Here is a 17,586-nt window from a genome sequence, read left to right on the forward strand (position 1 = left end):
GTCACCGTTGCCGTCGAGCTGATCGTTCCGATCGCGATGGAAGAAAAGCTGCGCTTCGCGATCCGCGAAGGCGGCCGTACCGTCGGCGCAGGCATCGTAGCCTCGATCGTCGAGTAATCTGCTGGTTTCAGATCAGTAGAGAGGCCCCGCTGGCAACGGCGGGGCCTTTTTCGTTGCAGGAGCTGCCAGGACTTCATCGATAAAGTCGCGCTTGCCGTGGGTGTAGATATCCCAATCGCCATTGGCGTCTGTGGCAAGCCGCTTTTTCAGCGTCTCGTATCGCTCGGCATAGTCCGGCCGTTCACGCAACTGGTCGCGGAAGAGGAGGCGTGCCGCATGAGCGGCGTTGTCGCCAGAGCAAAGATAGAGGCGCGTGCCGTAGGGGCGCGTATCGGTGGTGAAGGTCCAGAGGCCGCTTGCGTGCGGATCGCGGTGAAAGGTGTAGCCGATGCTGCGAAGGCGCGCAGTCAGCTCCGGCAGCCTTCTCAGATCCGCGATGACCGCATCGATATCGATCTTCGGCTTCGCCGGCAATCCGGGCACTGCGGTGCTGCCGATGTGATGGACCTCGCGGACGAAGGGTGAAGCAGCGTCGCGATCTCTGAGGCTCGCTCTTCAAACAACAAAGCCAGCAGGGACCGTATTCGGCCAGCGTGATGCGCGACGTATGATTCGGCTCCCGGCAATTGCCGGCAGGATAGCGGATTCCCGACTTCGCGCGCCGCGGGAATTACGGCAGGCTCGACAATGACTTGCGCCCGTTCGTGACGCCGGAGGCGGCAGGGCAGGGGGTTGTTGCAATTCGATGAGGATTTTTTCGCTTCTTCGGTGAAAGGTGCTTGTCATCCTCCGGCAAACTGAATATTAAGCCGCTGACTTGAGGCGGCGACGCGTCGTTAGACGAAGGCGCAGCTGAATAGGGGTATAGCTCAGTTGGTAGAGCGGCGGTCTCCAAAACCGCAGGTCGGGGGTTCGAGCCCCTCTGCCCCTGCCATTTCTCTCGCGCTTGCATAAAGGCTGAGGGGACGGCAAACTAAAGCTTAAGGACCGGTGACCCGGTCGACGAAATTCACAAAAAAGACTGATTGGCTCTTGTGGTTTTCAGAATCGGTCTTTATGTAGGGTCCAAACAGACACGCGGTGCGTGGGGCTGAATCATCGGCTTTACGCGCCGTAATGGCGTGAGCATTACATGGCATCCAAAACGAATCCGGTAACGTTTCTGCAGCAGGTTCGCTCGGAGACGTCGAAAGTGACTTGGCCTTCTCGGCGCGAGACGATGATCTCGACGCTGATGGTCTTTGTCATGGTCTTTTTTGCCGCTGCCTTCTTCTTTGCTGCGGACCAGTTGATGGGTTGGGCGATCGGCCTCATCCTCAACGTTGGCGCTTGATTGGGTGGAGGGTAGTATGGCTGCGCGCTGGTATATTGTTCACGCCTATTCGAACTTCGAAAAGAAGGTCGCTGAATCGATCGAAGAAAAGGCCAAGCAGAAGGGTCTCGAGCATTTGTTCGAGAAGATTCTCGTGCCGACCGAGAAGGTTGTCGAAGTGCGTCGTGGCCGCAAGGTCGACGCCGAGCGCAAGTTCTTCCCGGGCTACGTTCTGGTTCGCGCCAATCTGACGGATGAGGCTTTCCATCTCATCAAGAATACGCCGAAGGTAACGGGTTTCCTCGGTACCGACAGCAAGCCGGTTCCGATTCCGGACCATGAGGCTGAGCGCATCCTTGGTCAGGTCCAGGATGGCGTCGAGCGTCCGAAGCCGTCGGTCTCGTTCGAGATCGGCGAGCAGGTCCGCGTTTCGGATGGTCCGTTCGCCTCGTTCAATGGCGTCGTTCAGGACGTCGACGAAGAGCGTTCGCGCCTCAAGGTCGAGGTTTCGATCTTCGGTCGCGCGACGCCGGTCGAGCTGGAATACGGTCAGGTCGAGAAGGTCTGAGAAGATCTCAAGAGATAGGGCGGGTTGCGACCCGTTCTGGCGGAGAAATCCGCATGCGCGTGGAAGGGGAGCGACCTTAGCCGGGTCGGATCGTCCGTACCACGCAACCGCAGCCGCCGATCCCCGTGATCGGCAACAAGCCGGGCAACCGGCGTAACAGATCCCGGTGCGATCCGTCGCAAGGGGATTTCAGAAAGGCAGAGAGAAATGGCTAAGAAAGTTGCAGGCCAGCTCAAGCTGCAGGTGAAGGCTGGGTCGGCCAATCCGTCCCCGCCGATCGGTCCTGCGCTCGGTCAGCGTGGCATTAACATCATGGAATTCTGCAAGGCGTTCAATGCCGCCACGCAGGAAATGGAAAAGGGTATGCCGATCCCGGTCGTCATCACCTATTACCAGGACAAGTCCTTCACTTTCGTCATGAAGCAGCCGCCGGTCAGCTACTTCCTGAAGAAGGAAGCAAAGATCCAGTCCGGTTCGAAGACCCCCGGCAAGGGTGGCTCGGCTGGCAAGCTCACCAAGGCTCAGATCAAGTCGATCGCCGAAGCCAAGATGAAGGATCTCAATGCTGCCGATATCGAAGGCGCAATGGCCATGATCGAGGGCTCTGCCCGCGCTATGGGCCTGGAAGTGGTAGGCTAAGACCATGGCGAAGATTGCAAAGCGTGTACAGAAGTCCCGCGAGGGCGTCGATCCGACGAAGATCTACGGTCTCACCGAGGCCGTTTCGATGGTCAAGGAACGTGCAACTGCCAAGTTCGACGAGACCATCGAAGTTGCGATGAACCTCGGCGTTGACCCGCGCCACGCCGACCAGATGGTCCGCGGCGTCGTCAACCTGCCGAACGGCACCGGCCGCTCGGTTCGCGTCGCCGTTTTCGCACGTGGCGCCAAGGCTGACGAAGCCAAGGCTGCCGGTGCTGACGTCGTTGGCGCGGAAGAGCTCGTTGAAATCGTTCAGGGCGGCAAGATCGATTTCGATCGCTGCATCGCAACCCCGGACATGATGCCGCTCGTCGGTCGCCTCGGTAAGGTTCTCGGCCCGCGTGGCATGATGCCGAACCCGAAGGTCGGCACCGTCACGATGGACGTCGCTGGTGCCGTCAAGGCATCCAAGGGCGGCGCCGTCGAGTTCCGCGTCGAAAAGGCCGGTATCGTTCACGCCGGCATCGGCAAGGCATCCTTCGATGCCAAGGCACTGGAAGAAAACATCCGTGCCTTCGCAGACGCAGTGATCAAGGCAAAGCCGACCGGCGCCAAGGGCAACTACGTCAAGCGCGTCGCTATTTCGTCGACCATGGGCCCAGGCCTCAAGATCGACCCGGCCACGCTCAGCGTCGCTTAATCGTTTTCGGGCTTCGGCCCGGTACCAAATTCCCGGCCTTTCGGGGCCGGGAATTCCGGACGTCAAGTCCGGAACTCCTGTCCGAGATTGCGGGTGGTTTTACCTTAATCACTTCGGCCTGCATGAGACGGGTAAGATCTGAATTTCGCTATGGCGCCGGAGGCGTCGAAATTCGGTTCGAACCTCGCTTGCCTTGTGTCAGACCCGGCTCTTCCGGGAACGCCAAGGGACAGGATCCTTAAGCGTTACGTGGGATCGAGCTCGATCTCGGGTGACAAAGGCAAACCCGGCGGGGCTGCAGTATTGCAACCCTGCCTACTGGAGACAGACAGTGGAAAGAGCGGAAAAACGCGAATTCGTCACGGAGCTGAACGAAGTCTTCAAGGCTTCCGGTTCGGTTGTCGTGGCCCACTATGCTGGTGTCACAGTTGCGCAGATGAACGACTTCCGTTCGAAGATGCGCGCTGCTGGCGGCACCGTCAAAGTCGCGAAAAACCGCCTGGCCAAGATCGCTCTTCAGGGCACCGAGTCGGAAGGGATGAGCAATCTCTTCAAGGGTCAGACGCTGATCGCATACAGCGAAGACCCGATCACGGCTCCTAAGGTCGTCATGGATTTCGCCAAGACCAACGACAAGCTCGTTGTTCTCGGTGGCGCCATGGGCACAACCACGCTCAACGCCGAAGCAGTCAAGTCGCTCGCGACCCTGCCTTCGCTCGACGAGCTGCGCGCAAAGCTGCTGGGCCTTCTCAATGCCCCGGCAACCCGCGTCGCAACGGTTGTTGCAGCACCGGCAAGCCAGCTTGCTCGCGTGTTCTCGGCCTATGCCAAGAAGGACGAAGCCGCCTAAGGCGGATTTTCGCTGTTGTATTTAAAACCAGTTCGAACCGAACAAAAGGAAAAGTAAAATGGCTGATCTCGCAAAGATCGTTGAAGACCTCTCCTCGCTGACCGTTCTGGAAGCTGCTGAGCTTTCCAAGCTGCTCGAAGAGAAGTGGGGCGTTTCGGCTGCTGCTCCGGTAGCTGTTGCTGTTGCTGGCGGCGCTGCCGGCGGTGCTGCTGCTGCTGCTGAAGAAGAAAAGACCGAATTTGACGTTATCCTCGTTGACGCTGGCGCCAACAAGATCAACGTCATCAAGGAAGTCCGCGCCATCACCGGTCTCGGCCTCAAGGAAGCCAAGGACCTCGTCGAAGGCGCTCCTAAGCCGGTTAAGGAAGCAGTTTCCAAGGCTGAAGCTGCTGACCTCAAGAAGAAGCTCGAAGACGCTGGCGCCAAGGTTGACGTCAAGTAATTCGGCATTTTGCAAGGGGAGGTGGCCATTTCGGCCGCCTCTCTTTGACCGTTTTTGGAACATATTACCCAAAAGCCTGTCGAAAAACGGCTTTTGGGTAATGGGTTCTTCAAGAGGATGGTCTCGAACGGAAGGCAGCACAGCAATCCGCGCTGAGCGTTTTCCGTTAGCTGGACGAGATTGGACTACTCATTGATTGACGGGGTCGACTGGCCATCGGTTCCCGTCCGTTGCAGGCCCGGATGCAAGATTGACAAGGAGCGACGATGGCTCAGACCCTTTCGTTTAACGGTCGCAGGCGCGTACGCAAGTTTTTTGGTAAAATTCCAGAAGTCGCAGAAATGCCGAACCTCATCGAGGTTCAGAAGGCATCCTACGACCAGTTTCTGATGGTTGAAGAGCCCAAGGGCGGTCGCCCTGATGAGGGGCTCCAAGCTGTTTTCAAGTCCGTTTTCCCGATCAAGGATTTCTCGGGCGCATCGATGCTTGAGTTCGTGTCCTACGAATTCGAGCCGCCGAAGTTCGACGTCGAGGAATGCCGTCAGCGCGATCTGACCTACGCAGCGCCGCTCAAGGTGACGCTGCGCCTCATCGTATTCGATATCGACGAGGATACCGGCGCGAAGTCGATCAAGGACATCAAGGAACAGAACGTCTACATGGGCGACATGCCGCTCATGACCGACAACGGTACCTTCATCGTCAATGGTACCGAGCGCGTTATCGTTTCGCAGATGCACCGGTCGCCGGGCGTGTTCTTCGACCACGACAAGGGCAAGAGCCATTCGTCGGGCAAGCTGCTCTTCGCAGCACGCGTCATTCCTTACCGCGGTTCCTGGCTCGACATCGAGTTCGACGCCAAGGACATCGTGCATGCCCGTATCGACCGCCGCCGCAAGATTCCGGTGTCGTCGCTGCTGATGGCGCTCGGCATGGACGGCGAGGAAATCCTCGACACCTTCTACACGAAGTCGCTTTACCAGCGCGACGGCGAAGGCTGGCGCGTGCCGTTCCAGCCGGATGCCCTGAAGGGTCAGAAGGCCATCACCGAGATGGTCGACGCCGACACCGGTGAAGTCGTCGTTGAAGCTGGCAAGAAGCTGACCCCGCGTCTGCTTCGTCAGTTGCAGGACAAGGGTCTGAAGGCGCTCAAGGCGACCAATGATGACCTCTACGGCAACTATCTTGCCGAAGACGTCGTCAACTTCGCAACCGGTGAAATCTACCTCGAAGCAGGCGACGAGATCGACGAGAAGACGCTTCCCGTCATTCTGTCGGCCGGCTTCGACGAAATCCCGGTTCTCGACATCGACCATATCAATGTCGGCGCGTACATCCGCAACACGCTGACCGTAGACAAGAACGAGAACCGTCAGGACGCTCTGTTCGATATCTACCGCGTGATGCGTCCGGGCGAGCCGCCGACCATGGATTCCGCGGAAGCCATGTTCAACACGCTGTTCTTCGACGCCGAGCGCTACGACCTCTCGGCCGTCGGCCGCGTCAAGATGAACATGCGCCTCGACCTTGAAGTTGCGGATACCGTCCGTATCCTGCGCAAGGAAGACATCCTGGCTGTCGTCAAGATGCTCGTCGAACTGCGCGACGGTAAGGGCGAAATCGACGACATCGACAACCTCGGCAACCGCCGTGTTCGTTCGGTCGGCGAGTTGATGGAAAACCAGTACCGCCTGGGTCTGTTGCGCATGGAGCGCGCGATCAAGGAACGCATGTCGTCGATCGAGATCGACACGGTCATGCCGCAGGACCTGATCAACGCCAAGCCGGCTGCCGCAGCCGTCCGCGAATTCTTCGGCTCCTCGCAGCTGTCGCAGTTCATGGACCAGGTGAACCCGCTTTCGGAAATCACCCACAAGCGCCGTCTTTCGGCACTTGGCCCGGGTGGTCTGACCCGCGAGCGCGCCGGCTTCGAAGTCCGCGACGTTCACCCGACGCACTACGGCCGTATTTGCCCGATCGAAACGCCGGAAGGCCCGAACATCGGTCTGATCAACTCGCTTGCGACCTTCGCCCGCGTCAACAAGTACGGCTTCATCGAAAGCCCGTACCGCAAGATCGTTGACGGCAAGGTGACGAACGACGTCGTCTATCTCTCGGCGATGGAAGAAGCGAAGTACCACGTCGCGCAGGCAAACTCGGTTCTTGAGAGCGACGGTTCGTTCTCGGAAGAATTCGTCGTTTGCCGTCACGCCGGCGAAGTTATGCTGGCTCCGCGCGACAACATCAACCTGATGGACGTTTCGCCGAAGCAGCTCGTTTCGGTCGCGGCCGCGCTCATCCCGTTCCTTGAGAACGACGACGCCAACCGTGCACTGATGGGCTCGAACATGCAGCGTCAGGCCGTGCCTCTGCTGCGCGCCGAAGCGCCGTTTGTCGGCACCGGCATGGAGCCGGTCGTTGCCCGTGACTCCGGCGCAGCAATCGCTGCCCGTCGTGGCGGCGTCGTCGACCAGGTTGACGCGACCCGTATCGTTATCCGCGCCACCGAAGACCTCGATCCGTCGAAGTCGGGCGTCGATATCTATCGTCTGCAGAAGTTCCAGCGTTCGAACCAGAACACCTGCGTCAACCAGCGCCCGCTGGTTACCGTCGGTGACGTTCTGAACAAGGGCGACATCATCGCCGACGGTCCTTCGACCGACCTCGGTGACCTGGCGCTCGGCCGCAACGCGCTCGTCGCGTTCATGCCGTGGAACGGCTACAACTACGAAGACTCGATCCTGCTCTCCGAGCGGATCGTGCGCGACGACGTGTTCACCTCCATCCACATCGAAGAATTCGAAGTGATGGCGCGTGACACGAAGCTGGGTCCGGAAGAAATCACCCGCGACATTCCGAACGTTTCGGAAGAAGCGCTGCGTAACCTCGACGAAGCCGGTATCGTTTATATCGGTGCTGAGGTTCAGCCGGGTGACATCCTCGTCGGCAAGATCACGCCGAAGGGCGAAAGCCCGATGACGCCGGAAGAAAAGCTTCTGCGCGCCATCTTCGGTGAAAAGGCTTCCGACGTTCGCGACACCTCGATGCGCATGCCCCCGGGCACCTTCGGTACCGTCGTCGAAGTTCGCGTCTTCAACCGCCACGGCGTTGAGAAGGACGAACGCGCGATGGCGATCGAGCGCGAGGAAATCGAACGCCTCGCCAAGGACCGCGACGACGAACAGGCGATCCTCGATCGCAACGTCTACGCACGTCTCGTCGACATGCTGCGTGGCCACACGGCCGTTGCCGGCCCGAAGGGCTTCAAGAAGGGCACCGAGCTTTCGAACCTCGTCGTCAGCGAATACCCCCGCTCGCAGTGGTGGATGTTCGCCGTCGAAGACGAAAAGGCTCAGGGCGAGATCGAAGCTCTGCGCGCCCAGTACGACGAATCCAAGTCGCGCCTTGAACAGCGCTTCATGGACAAGGTCGAGAAGGTCCAGCGCGGCGACGAAATGCCTCCGGGCGTCATGAAGATGGTCAAGGTCTTCGTCGCTGTGAAGCGCAAGATCCAGCCGGGCGACAAGATGGCCGGCCGTCACGGCAACAAGGGTGTCGTGTCGCGTATCGTGCCGATCGAAGACATGCCGTTCCTGGAAGACGGCACGCATGTCGACGTCGTTCTGAACCCGCTCGGCGTGCCTTCGCGCATGAACGTCGGCCAGATCCTCGAAACCCATCTCGGCTGGGCTTGCGCCGGCATGGGCAAGAAGATCGGCGCGATGCTCGATGCCTATAAGGCAGGCGCCGACATCCAGCCGCTGCGCGACACCATCGACAGCGTCATCGGGTCGGGCCCGAAGGGCGAGCCGATCAAGCAGTACGACGACGAGTCGATCGTGCGCTTGGCCGAGCAGACCCGTCGCGGCGTTTCGATCGCGACGCCGGTCTTCGACGGTGCTGTCGAAGCCGACGTCAACGAGATGCTGGAGCAGGCGGGCCTGAAGGTAACCGGTCAGTCGACGCTTTACGATGGCCGTACCGGCGATCAGTTCGACCGTCAGGTGACCGTGGGCTACATCTACATGCTGAAGCTCAACCACTTGGTCGACGACAAGATCCACGCCCGTTCGATCGGTCCGTACTCGCTCGTCACCCAGCAGCCGCTGGGCGGTAAGGCGCAGTTCGGCGGTCAGCGCTTCGGGGAAATGGAGGTCTGGGCGCTGGAAGCTTACGGCGCGGCCTACACCCTGCAGGAAATGCTGACGGTCAAGTCGGACGACGTTGCCGGTCGTACCAAGGTCTACGAAGCGATCGTCCGTGGCGACGATACCTTCGAAGCGGGCATTCCGGAGAGCTTCAACGTTCTCGTCAAGGAAATGCGCTCGCTGGGCCTTTCGGTCGAGCTCGAAAACTCGAAGGTCGACGAGGCTGGCGCGGCACAGTTGCCGGACGCAGCCGAGTAAAGAGACCCAAGGTGCGTGCCGCGATGCGGCGCGCACCGTTTCCGCCTGAAGACGCTGACGTCTTCGGCAGGAACAGAGCCGCAGCCAATGCGGTTTTAGCTGTTTAAGGGGCAGGGGCCGGCGCCCGGGATTTGTCGGCACCCTCGCCAAGCTCAGGGCGTAAAGCCCGTAAAGGAGACAGGCATGAACCAAGAGGTCATGAATCTTTTCAATCCGCAGGTGCCTGCACAGACCTTCGATTCCATCCGGATTTCGATCGCCTCGCCGGAGAAGATTCTTTCCTGGTCTTACGGTGAGATCAAGAAGCCGGAGACGATCAACTACCGTACGTTCAAGCCGGAACGCGACGGTCTGTTCTGCGCGCGCATCTTTGGCCCGATCAAGGACTACGAGTGCCTGTGCGGCAAGTACAAGCGCATGAAGTACAAGGGCATCATCTGCGAAAAGTGCGGCGTCGAAGTCACGCTGTCGCGCGTTCGCCGTGAGCGCATGGGCCACATCGAGCTCGCCGCTCCCGTCGCCCACATCTGGTTCCTGAAGTCGTTGCCTTCACGCATTTCGACGCTGCTCGACATGACGCTGAAGGATGTCGAACGCGTTCTGTACTTCGAAAACTACATCGTGACCGAGCCGGGTCTGACGTCGCTGAAGGAAAACCAGCTCCTCAGCGAAGAAGACTACATGCTCGCCGTCGATGAGTTCGGCGAAGATCAGTTCACCGCCATGATCGGCGCTGAAGCGATCTATGAAATGCTCGCTTCGATGAATTTGGAGAAGATCGCTGGTGACCTGCGCGCCGAGCTCGCTGAGACGACCTCGGATCTGAAGCAGAAGAAGCTGATGAAGCGCCTGAAGATCGTCGAGAACTTCATGGATTCCGGCAATCGTCCGGAATGGATGATCATGAAGGTCGTTCCGGTGATCCCGCCGGATCTGCGCCCGCTCGTGCCGCTCGACGGTGGCCGTTTCGCGACGTCGGATCTGAACGATCTCTACCGCCGCGTGATCAACCGTAACAACCGTCTGAAGCGCCTGATCGAACTGCGTGCTCCGGGCATCATCATCCGCAACGAAAAGCGCATGCTGCAGGAATCTGTCGATGCGCTGTTCGACAACGGCCGTCGCGGCCGCGTCATCACCGGCGCCAACAAGCGTCCGCTGAAGTCGCTGTCCGACATGCTCAAGGGCAAGCAGGGCCGCTTCCGTCAGAACCTGCTCGGCAAGCGCGTCGACTATTCCGGCCGTTCGGTCATCGTAACCGGTCCGGAACTGAAGCTGCACCAGTGCGGTCTTCCGAAGAAGATGGCGCTCGAGCTGTTCAAGCCGTTCATCTATGCGCGTCTTGACGCCAAGGGCTTCTCCTCGACCGTCAAGCAGGCCAAGAAGCTCGTTGAAAAGGAAAAGCCGGAAGTCTGGGATATCCTCGACGAGGTCATCCGCGAGCATCCGGTTCTCCTGAACCGCGCGCCGACGCTGCACCGCCTGGGCATCCAGGCCTTCGAACCGACCCTGGTCGAAGGCAAGGCGATCCAGCTGCATCCGCTCGTCTGCACGGCCTTCAACGCCGACTTCGACGGTGACCAGATGGCCGTTCACGTGCCGCTGTCTCTCGAAGCCCAGCTCGAAGCACGCGTGCTGATGATGTCGACGAACAACATTCTGCACCCGGCAAACGGCGCGCCGATCATCGTTCCGTCGCAGGATATGGTTCTCGGTCTCTACTACTTGTCGATCCTGAACCAGAACGAGCCGGGCGAAGGCATGGCGTTCTCGGACATGGGCGAGCTGCATCACGCGCTCGAAACCAAGGCCGTGACCCTGCATGCCAAGATCCGTGGCCGCTTCAAGACCGTCGATGCCGAGGGCAACCCGGTTTCGAAGATCTACGAAACGACGCCTGGCCGCATGATCATCGGCGAACTGTTGCCGCGCAACGTCAACGTGCCGTTCGAGACCTGCAACCAGGAAATGACCAAGAAGAACATCTCCAAGATGATCGACACGGTTTACCGTCACTGCGGTCAGAAAGACACGGTCATCTTCTGCGACCGCATCATGCAGCTCGGCTTTGCCCATGCTTGCCGCGCCGGCATTTCGTTCGGCAAGGACGACATGGTCATCCCGGACACCAAGGTGAAGATCGTCGGCGATACTGAAGCGCTCGTGAAGGAATACGAGCAGCAGTACAACGACGGCCTCATCACCCAGGGCGAAAAGTACAACAAGGTTGTCGACGCCTGGGGCAAGGCGACCGAAAAGGTCGCCGACGAAATGATGGCCCGCATTAAGGCGGTGGAGTTCGACGAAAACGGTCGTCAGAAGCCGATGAACTCGATCTACATGATGTCGCACTCCGGCGCCCGTGGTTCTCCGAACCAGATGCGCCAGCTGGGCGGCATGCGCGGCCTGATGGCCAAGCCGTCGGGCGAAATCATCGAGACGCCGATCATCTCGAACTTCAAGGAAGGCCTCACCGTTAACGAGTACTTCAACTCGACCCACGGTGCCCGTAAGGGTCTGGCCGACACCGCCTTGAAGACTGCGAACTCCGGTTACCTGACCCGTCGTCTCGTCGACGTCGCGCAGGATTGCATCGTCAACTCCGTCGATTGCGGCACCGAAAACGGTCTCACAATGACGGCGATCGTCGACGCCGGTCAGGTTGTGGCCTCGCTTGGCGCTCGTATTCTTGGCCGTACGGCTCTGGACGACATCGATCACCCGGTCACGGGCGCTCGCATCGTCGATGCCGGCCGGATGATCCTGGAACCCGACGTCATCGAGATCGAGAAGGCTGGTATCCAGTCGATCCGCATCCGCTCGGCGCTGACCTGCGAAATCCAGACGGGCGTTTGCGGCGTCTGCTACGGCCGCGACCTGGCTCGTGGTACGCCGGTCAACATGGGCGAAGCGGTTGGCGTTATCGCTGCACAGTCGATCGGTGAGCCGGGCACCCAGCTCACCATGCGTACCTTCCACCTGGGTGGTACGGCGACCGTGGTCGACCAGTCGTTCCTGGAAGCGTCCTACGAAGGTACGGTCCAGATCAAGAACCGCAACATGCTGCGCAACTCGGACGGCGTACTCGTCGCGATGGGCCGTAACATGGCGGTCCAGATCCTGGACGAGCGTGGCGTCGAGCGTTCGTCGCAGCGTGTTGCCTATGGTTCGAAGATCCTCGTCGACGATGGCGACAAGGTGAAGCGCGGCCAGCGTCTCGCCGAGTGGGACCCCTACACCCGTCCGATGATGACGGAAGTAGAAGGTACCGTTCACTTCGAAGACGTCGTCGACGGCATCTCGGTGCTCGAAGCGACCGACGAGTCGACCGGTATCACCAAGCGCCAGGTTATCGACTGGCGTTCGACCCCGCGTGGTACGGACCTCAAGCCGGCGATCGTCATCAAGGACAAGAACGGCGCAGTTGCCAAGCTGTCGCGCGGCGGCGAAGCCCGCTTCTTGCTCTCGGTCGACGCGATCCTCTCGGTCGAACCCGGCCAGAAGGTCAGCCAGGGTGACGTTCTCGCTCGTTCGCCGCTCGAAAGCGCCAAGACCAAGGACATCACCGGTGGTCTGCCGCGTGTTGCCGAACTGTTCGAAGCCCGTCGTCCGAAGGATCACGCCATCATCGCTGAGATCGATGGCACCGTTCGCTTCGGCCGCGACTACAAGAACAAGCGTCGCGTTCTGATCGAGCCGGCGGAAGACGGTGTCGAGCCGGTCGAGTACCTGATCCCGAAGGGCAAGCCCTTCCATCTTCAGGATGGCGACTACATCGAAAAGGGCGACTACATCCTCGACGGCAACCCGGCGCCGCACGACATCCTGGCGATCAAGGGCGTGGAAGCACTTGCTTCCTACCTGGTCAACGAAATCCAGGAAGTCTACCGACTGCAGGGCGTTGTCATCAACGACAAGCACATCGAAGTCATCGTTCGCCAGATGCTGCAGAAGGTGGAAATCACCGATGCCGGCGACTCGACCTACATCGTCGGTGACAATGTCGACCGGATCGAGCTCGAAGACGTCAACGACGGCCTGATCGAACAGGGCAAGAAGCCGGCATACGGCGATCCGGTCCTGCTCGGCATCACCAAGGCGTCGCTGCAGACACCGTCCTTCATCTCGGCGGCTTCGTTCCAGGAAACCACCAAGGTCCTGACCGAAGCGGCGATCGCTGGTAAGACGGACGGCCTGCAGGGCCTGAAGGAAAACGTCATCGTCGGCCGTCTGATCCCGGCCGGTACCGGTGGCACGATGACCCAGATCCGCCGCATCGCAACCGCGCGCGACGAAATGATCCTGGAAGAACGTCGTCGTGGCACGGGCGCCGAGGCAGCAACGCCAATGCTTGCCGATCTCGCCAACGAGAACGCTGCAGCCGAATAAGCGGGGAGGGCGGGTTATTCCGCCCTCTGACCCACACAAAGAAGAAGCCGCCGAGAGCGATCTCGGCGGCTTCTTCTTTTGGGCGGTCGCCCCGCGCGGCAACGGCGAGGGCGAAGGTCACTTGACTGCAAAGATTAGCTAAAGCGGATGATCGCCACTTCGCCTTCGAGTGCGCCCTGGTAGGCGGAGGCGTGGGGTTCGTCGCTCGGGATCTCGGTCAGTGTGCCGATCTGGTCCAGATCAGCCTCGAGAAAACCCTCTTCGGCAAGGGCGTTCAGTGCTTCGCGAACAGCGGTATCGTCGTCGGGCGCCTTGAGCATCACGTGAATGTCCACGCCGTCTTCGTCGCCGTCGGTCTCATAGGCCTTGCCGATGATGATGAACACCATCGGTTCGTCCGGGGCATTGTCGTTGTCTGGGGTGACGGCCATATTGTTTCCTTTCGATTGGCTGGCGCGACCTTAGCGCCCTTTTTTGTCCGGCGCGATGGAAATGCATCGCGCCTCGAATGCTTCTGCAGCGACCGACTCGAAGATGGTGGAAAACCCCCACAAAGTGGTTGCCGATTCCTTAACCCTATCCGACACTCCGCCTGTCGAAGGGCCAAAGAGGCGGGCACCAGGTTCGAAACCATGTGCAAAAGCCTTGTTTTGCAGGCATGTCAGGCCTGCGCGCGATAGAATATTTCTTAATTGCCCTTGACTGTTGGCCTTGAAATCAGTACACCCCGCCGCATCGGAGCCCATGTGAGGCTGGCTGGTTCGGAACGTCGCGTTCTGGAGTTCGCCTCAAACAAGGTTCGAAACGCACGCCGACGACTACAATGCTGCACGCAAGACGCGCACGATAGTGCGTCCTCTGCTTTATTTGGGGCCATCTGCGGAAAAGCGGATCGGCCCCTGTTTTGCGCATTTCATGAGGCGTTCGAAACTGCCGGCGACGGCAACGATCCGCCCGCAAGGGTAACGTGATAAGATTTTGCAAGGGATGGGTATATGCCTACCGTAAACCAGCTGATCCGCAAGCCTCGTCAGGCACAGGTAAAGCGCAATAAGGTTCCTGCTCTGCAGGAAAACCCGCAGAAGCGTGGCGTTTGCACCCGCGTTTACACCACGACCCCGAAGAAGCCGAACTCGGCTCTCCGTAAGGTTGCCAAGATTCGTCTGACGAACGGCTTCGAAGTCATCGGCTACATTCCGGGTGAAGGTCACAACCTTCAGGAACACTCGGTTGTCATGATCCGCGGCGGCCGCGTTAAGGACCTTCCGGGCGTTCGTTACCACATCATCCGTGGTGTTCTCGATACGCAGGGCGTCAAGAACCGCAAGCAGCGTCGTTCGAAGTACGGTGCGAAGCGTCCGAAGTAATTCGGTTTTGAAAATCCCGGCGCTGCGCGAGGTCCTCCGCGTGGTAAAGCGCTGAAACAGTTTGAAGAGACGAGAAGTATGTCCCGACGTCATAAAGCAGAAAAGCGCGAGATCAATCCGGATCCGAAGTTCGGTGATCTGGTTGTCACGAAGTTCATGAACGCCATCATGCTGCACGGCAAGAAGTCTGTTGCCGAAAGCATTGTCTACGGCGCGTTCGATGCGGTTCAGGTCAAGCTGAAGCAAGAGCCGATCACCGTATTCCACTCTGCGCTCGACAACATCGCGCCGCACGTTGAAGTGCGTTCGCGCCGCGTCGGTGGTGCAACTTACCAGGTTCCGGTCGATGTTCGTCCGGAGCGTCGCCAGGCCCTCGCCATCCGTTGGCTGATTGCGGCCGCACGCAAGCGTAACGAAACGACCATGGTTGATCGCCTGTGCGGCGAACTCATGGACGCAGCGAACAACCGTGGTAGCGCCGTGAAGAAGCGCGAAGACACGCACAAGATGGCTGATGCCAACCGTGCGTTCTCGCATTATCGCTGGTAATTCTGGCGCGAACGTCTCAAGAGGCAGTCCACTATGGCACGCGAATACAAAATCGAAGACTACCGTAATTTCGGTATTATGGCGCACATCGACGCTGGCAAGACCACGACGACTGAGCGCATCCTGTACTACACCGGCAAGTCCCACAAGATCGGCGAAGTCCACGACGGCGCTGCGACCATGGACTGGATGGAGCAGGAGCAGGAACGCGGCATCACCATCACCTCTGCTGCCACGACCACCTTCTGGAAGGGTCGTGACGGCAAGACCCGCCGCTTCAACATCATCGACACCCCCGGCCACGTTGACTTCACCATCGAAGTCGAGCGTTCGCTGCGCGTTCTCGACGGTGCTATTGCGCTTCTCGACGCCAACGCCGGTGTTGAGCCGCAGACGGAAACCGTCTGGCGTCAGGCTGAGAAGTACAATGTTCCGCGCATGATCTTCTGCAACAAGATGGACAAGACCGGCGCCGACTTCTACCGCTCGGTCGAGATGATCAAGACCCGTCTCGGTGCAACGGCTGTCGTCATGCAGCTGCCGATCGGCGCTGAAACCGAATTCAAGGGCGTTATCGATCTGATCGAGATGAACGCCCTCGTCTGGCGCGACGAGTCCCTCGGCGCTCAGTGGGACGTTGTCGAAATCCCGGACGACCTGAAGGACAAGGCCGAAGAATATCGCGAAAAGCTGATCGAGACCGTTGTCGAGATCGACGAAGCTGCGATGGAAGCCTATCTCGAAGGCAACATGCCCTCGAATGACAAGATCCGCGAACTCGTTCGCCGCGGTACCATCGACGTGAAGTTCCACCCGATGTTCTGCGGTACCGCGTTCAAGAACAAGGGCGTTCAGCCGCTTCTCGACGCTGTTGTTGACTACCTGCCGTCGCCGCTCGACATTCCGGCGATCAAGGGTATCGACGCCAAGACCGAAGCAGAGATCGAGCGTCACGCTGATGATGCCGAGCCGCTCTCGATGCTCGCGTTCAAGATCATGAACGACCCCTTCGTCGGTTCGCTGACCTTTGCGCGCATCTACTCGGGCAAGCTCGAAAAGGGCTCGTCGGTCATGAACACGGTCAAGGACAAGCGCGAGCGCGTCGGCCGCATGCTGCAGATGCACTCCAACAGCCGTGAAGACATCGAAGAAGCCTTCGCAGGCGACATCGTTGCTCTGGCTGGTCTCAAGGAAACCACGACGGGTGACACGCTCTGCGACCCGCTGAAGCCGGTTATCCTCGAGCGCATGGAGTTCCCCGAGCCGGTCATCCAGATCGCGATCGAGCCGAAGTCCAAGGGCGACCAGGAAAAGATGGGCCTCGCGCTCAACCGTCTGGCTGCCGAAGACCCATCCTTCCGCGTCAAGACTGACCAGGAATCCGGTCAGACGATCATCGCCGGCATGGGCGAACTTCACCTCGACATCATCGTCGACCGCATGCGTCGCGAGTTCAAGGTTGAAGCAAACGTCGGCGCGCCGCAGGTTGCTTACCGCGAAACCATCACGCGCCAGCACGAAGAAGACTACACGCACAAGAAGCAGTCCGGTGGTACCGGTCAGTTCGCGCGCGTCAAGATCGTCTTCGAACCGAACCCGGAAGGCGAAGACTTCAAGTTCGAATCCAAGATCGTCGGCGGTGCTGTTCCGAAGGAATACATCCCGGGCGTTCAGAAGGGTATCGAAAGCGTTCTGTCTTCGGGTCCGCTCGCTGGCTTCCCGATGCTGGGCGTCAAGGCGACGCTCATCGACGGCGCATTCCACGACGTCGACTCGTCGGTTCTGGCCTTCGAAATCGCATCGCGTGCTTGCTTCCGTGAAGCGGCCAAGAAGGCTGGCGCACAGCTTCTCGAGCCGATGATGAAGGTCGAAGTCGTAACGCCGGAAGACTATGTCGGTGACGTTATCGGCGACCTGAATTCTCGTCGTGGCCAGATCCAGGGCCAGGAATCGCGTGGCGTTGCTGTCGTCATCGCCGCAAACGTGCCGCTCGCGAACATGTTCAAGTACGTCGACAACCTGCGTTCGATGTCTCAGGGTCGCGCACAGTACACGATGACCTTCGATCACTACGCGCCGGTTCCGTCGAACGTCGCACAGGAAATCCAGGCGAAGTATTCCGGTCAGAAGTGACCGGAATACCCTTTCGCTGACAGAAGTTAAGAGTTTTCCCCGGTAGGGGATAGAAAACGGAGAGCCGGAAATGGCAAAGAGCAAATTTGAGCGCAACAAGCCGCACGTTAACATTGGCACGATTGGCCACGTTGACCATGGCAAGACGTCGCTGACCGCAGCGATCAC

At 59.5% G+C, this 17,586-nt stretch carries 14 protein-coding genes, 1 tRNA gene and 1 pseudogene; 14 read left to right on the forward strand and 2 right to left on the reverse strand.

What is annotated here, in order from left to right; all coding sequences use genetic code 11:
• A pseudogene (gene tuf, locus ASE60_RS33930) lies at positions 1-117 on the forward strand (elongation factor Tu); the annotation flags it as partial.
• 15 nt (positions 118-132) lie between these two features.
• Here tuf and ASE60_RS19255 read toward each other — a convergent pair.
• Positions 133-543 (reverse strand): GrpB family protein, encoded by a 411-nt coding sequence (locus tag ASE60_RS19255; protein WP_244495666.1) that lies wholly within the window; start codon positions 541-543, stop codon positions 133-135.
• 375 nt (positions 544-918) lie between these two features.
• On the opposite strand from ASE60_RS19255, the gene ASE60_RS19260 reads away from it, so the two are divergent.
• The 9 genes from ASE60_RS19260 (at position 919) to rpoC (ending at position 13,369) form a co-directional block, all read left to right on the forward strand.
• Positions 919-994 (forward strand) — tRNA-Trp (locus ASE60_RS19260).
• Between the two features lie 198 nt (positions 995-1,192).
• Positions 1,193-1,393 (forward strand): preprotein translocase subunit SecE, encoded by a 201-nt coding sequence (secE, locus tag ASE60_RS19265; RefSeq protein WP_034795473.1) that lies wholly within the window; start codon positions 1,193-1,195, stop codon positions 1,391-1,393.
• A 16-nt stretch (positions 1,394-1,409) separates the two neighbouring features.
• The gene (gene nusG, locus ASE60_RS19270) at positions 1,410-1,940 is read left to right on the forward strand and encodes a transcription termination/antitermination protein NusG (RefSeq protein ID WP_034795476.1); all 531 of its coding nucleotides are present in this window, start codon (positions 1,410-1,412) and stop codon (positions 1,938-1,940) included.
• A gap of 207 nt (positions 1,941-2,147) precedes the next feature.
• On the forward strand, positions 2,148-2,579 hold the full coding sequence (rplK, locus tag ASE60_RS19275) for a 50S ribosomal protein L11 (protein WP_043626293.1): 432 nt from the start codon (positions 2,148-2,150) through the stop codon (positions 2,577-2,579).
• 4 nt (positions 2,580-2,583) lie between these two features.
• On the forward strand, positions 2,584-3,282 hold the full coding sequence (gene rplA, locus ASE60_RS19280) for a 50S ribosomal protein L1 (RefSeq protein WP_057252169.1): 699 nt from the start codon (positions 2,584-2,586) through the stop codon (positions 3,280-3,282).
• 331 nt (positions 3,283-3,613) lie between these two features.
• Positions 3,614-4,132: a 50S ribosomal protein L10 gene (rplJ, locus tag ASE60_RS19285; RefSeq protein ID WP_057252170.1), complete on the forward strand. Its 519-nt coding sequence runs from the start codon at positions 3,614-3,616 to the stop codon at positions 4,130-4,132.
• Positions 4,133-4,190: 58 nt separating this feature from the next.
• Positions 4,191-4,574: a 50S ribosomal protein L7/L12 gene (rplL, locus tag ASE60_RS19290; protein ID WP_057252171.1), complete on the forward strand. Its 384-nt coding sequence runs from the start codon at positions 4,191-4,193 to the stop codon at positions 4,572-4,574.
• A gap of 266 nt (positions 4,575-4,840) precedes the next feature.
• Entirely contained in the window at positions 4,841-8,980 is a 4,140-nt protein-coding gene (gene rpoB / locus ASE60_RS19295; protein ID WP_057252172.1) for a DNA-directed RNA polymerase subunit beta, read from the forward strand.
• Positions 8,981-9,163: 183 nt separating this feature from the next.
• Positions 9,164-13,369 (forward strand): DNA-directed RNA polymerase subunit beta', encoded by a 4,206-nt coding sequence (gene rpoC, locus ASE60_RS19300; RefSeq protein WP_057252173.1) that lies wholly within the window; start codon positions 9,164-9,166, stop codon positions 13,367-13,369.
• A gap of 134 nt (positions 13,370-13,503) precedes the next feature.
• On the opposite strand, the gene ASE60_RS19305 is transcribed toward rpoC, so the two are convergent.
• Positions 13,504-13,800: a hypothetical protein gene (locus tag ASE60_RS19305; RefSeq protein WP_057252174.1), complete on the reverse strand. Its 297-nt coding sequence runs from the start codon at positions 13,798-13,800 to the stop codon at positions 13,504-13,506.
• 564 nt (positions 13,801-14,364) lie between these two features.
• Here ASE60_RS19305 and rpsL point away from each other — a divergent pair.
• The 4 genes from rpsL to ASE60_RS34685 all read left to right on the forward strand — a co-directional run.
• Positions 14,365-14,736, forward strand: coding sequence for a 30S ribosomal protein S12 (gene rpsL, locus ASE60_RS19310; protein WP_003507760.1), 372 nt, complete (start codon positions 14,365-14,367; stop codon positions 14,734-14,736).
• Positions 14,737-14,814: 78 nt separating this feature from the next.
• Complete coding sequence (gene rpsG, locus ASE60_RS19315; protein ID WP_057252175.1) at positions 14,815-15,285, forward strand: 30S ribosomal protein S7; 471 nt, start codon at positions 14,815-14,817, stop codon at positions 15,283-15,285.
• Positions 15,286-15,318: 33 nt separating this feature from the next.
• Positions 15,319-17,418 (forward strand): elongation factor G, encoded by a 2,100-nt coding sequence (gene fusA / locus ASE60_RS19320; RefSeq protein ID WP_057252176.1) that lies wholly within the window; start codon positions 15,319-15,321, stop codon positions 17,416-17,418.
• Positions 17,419-17,488: 70 nt separating this feature from the next.
• Positions 17,489-17,586 (forward strand): GTP-binding protein (locus tag ASE60_RS34685; RefSeq protein ID WP_141681087.1); only part of this gene is annotated, 98 nt, incomplete at its 3' end.

It is taken from the genome of Ensifer sp. Root278 (assembly GCF_001429285.1).
Classification (GTDB): Bacteria; Pseudomonadota; Alphaproteobacteria; order Rhizobiales; family Rhizobiaceae; genus Ensifer.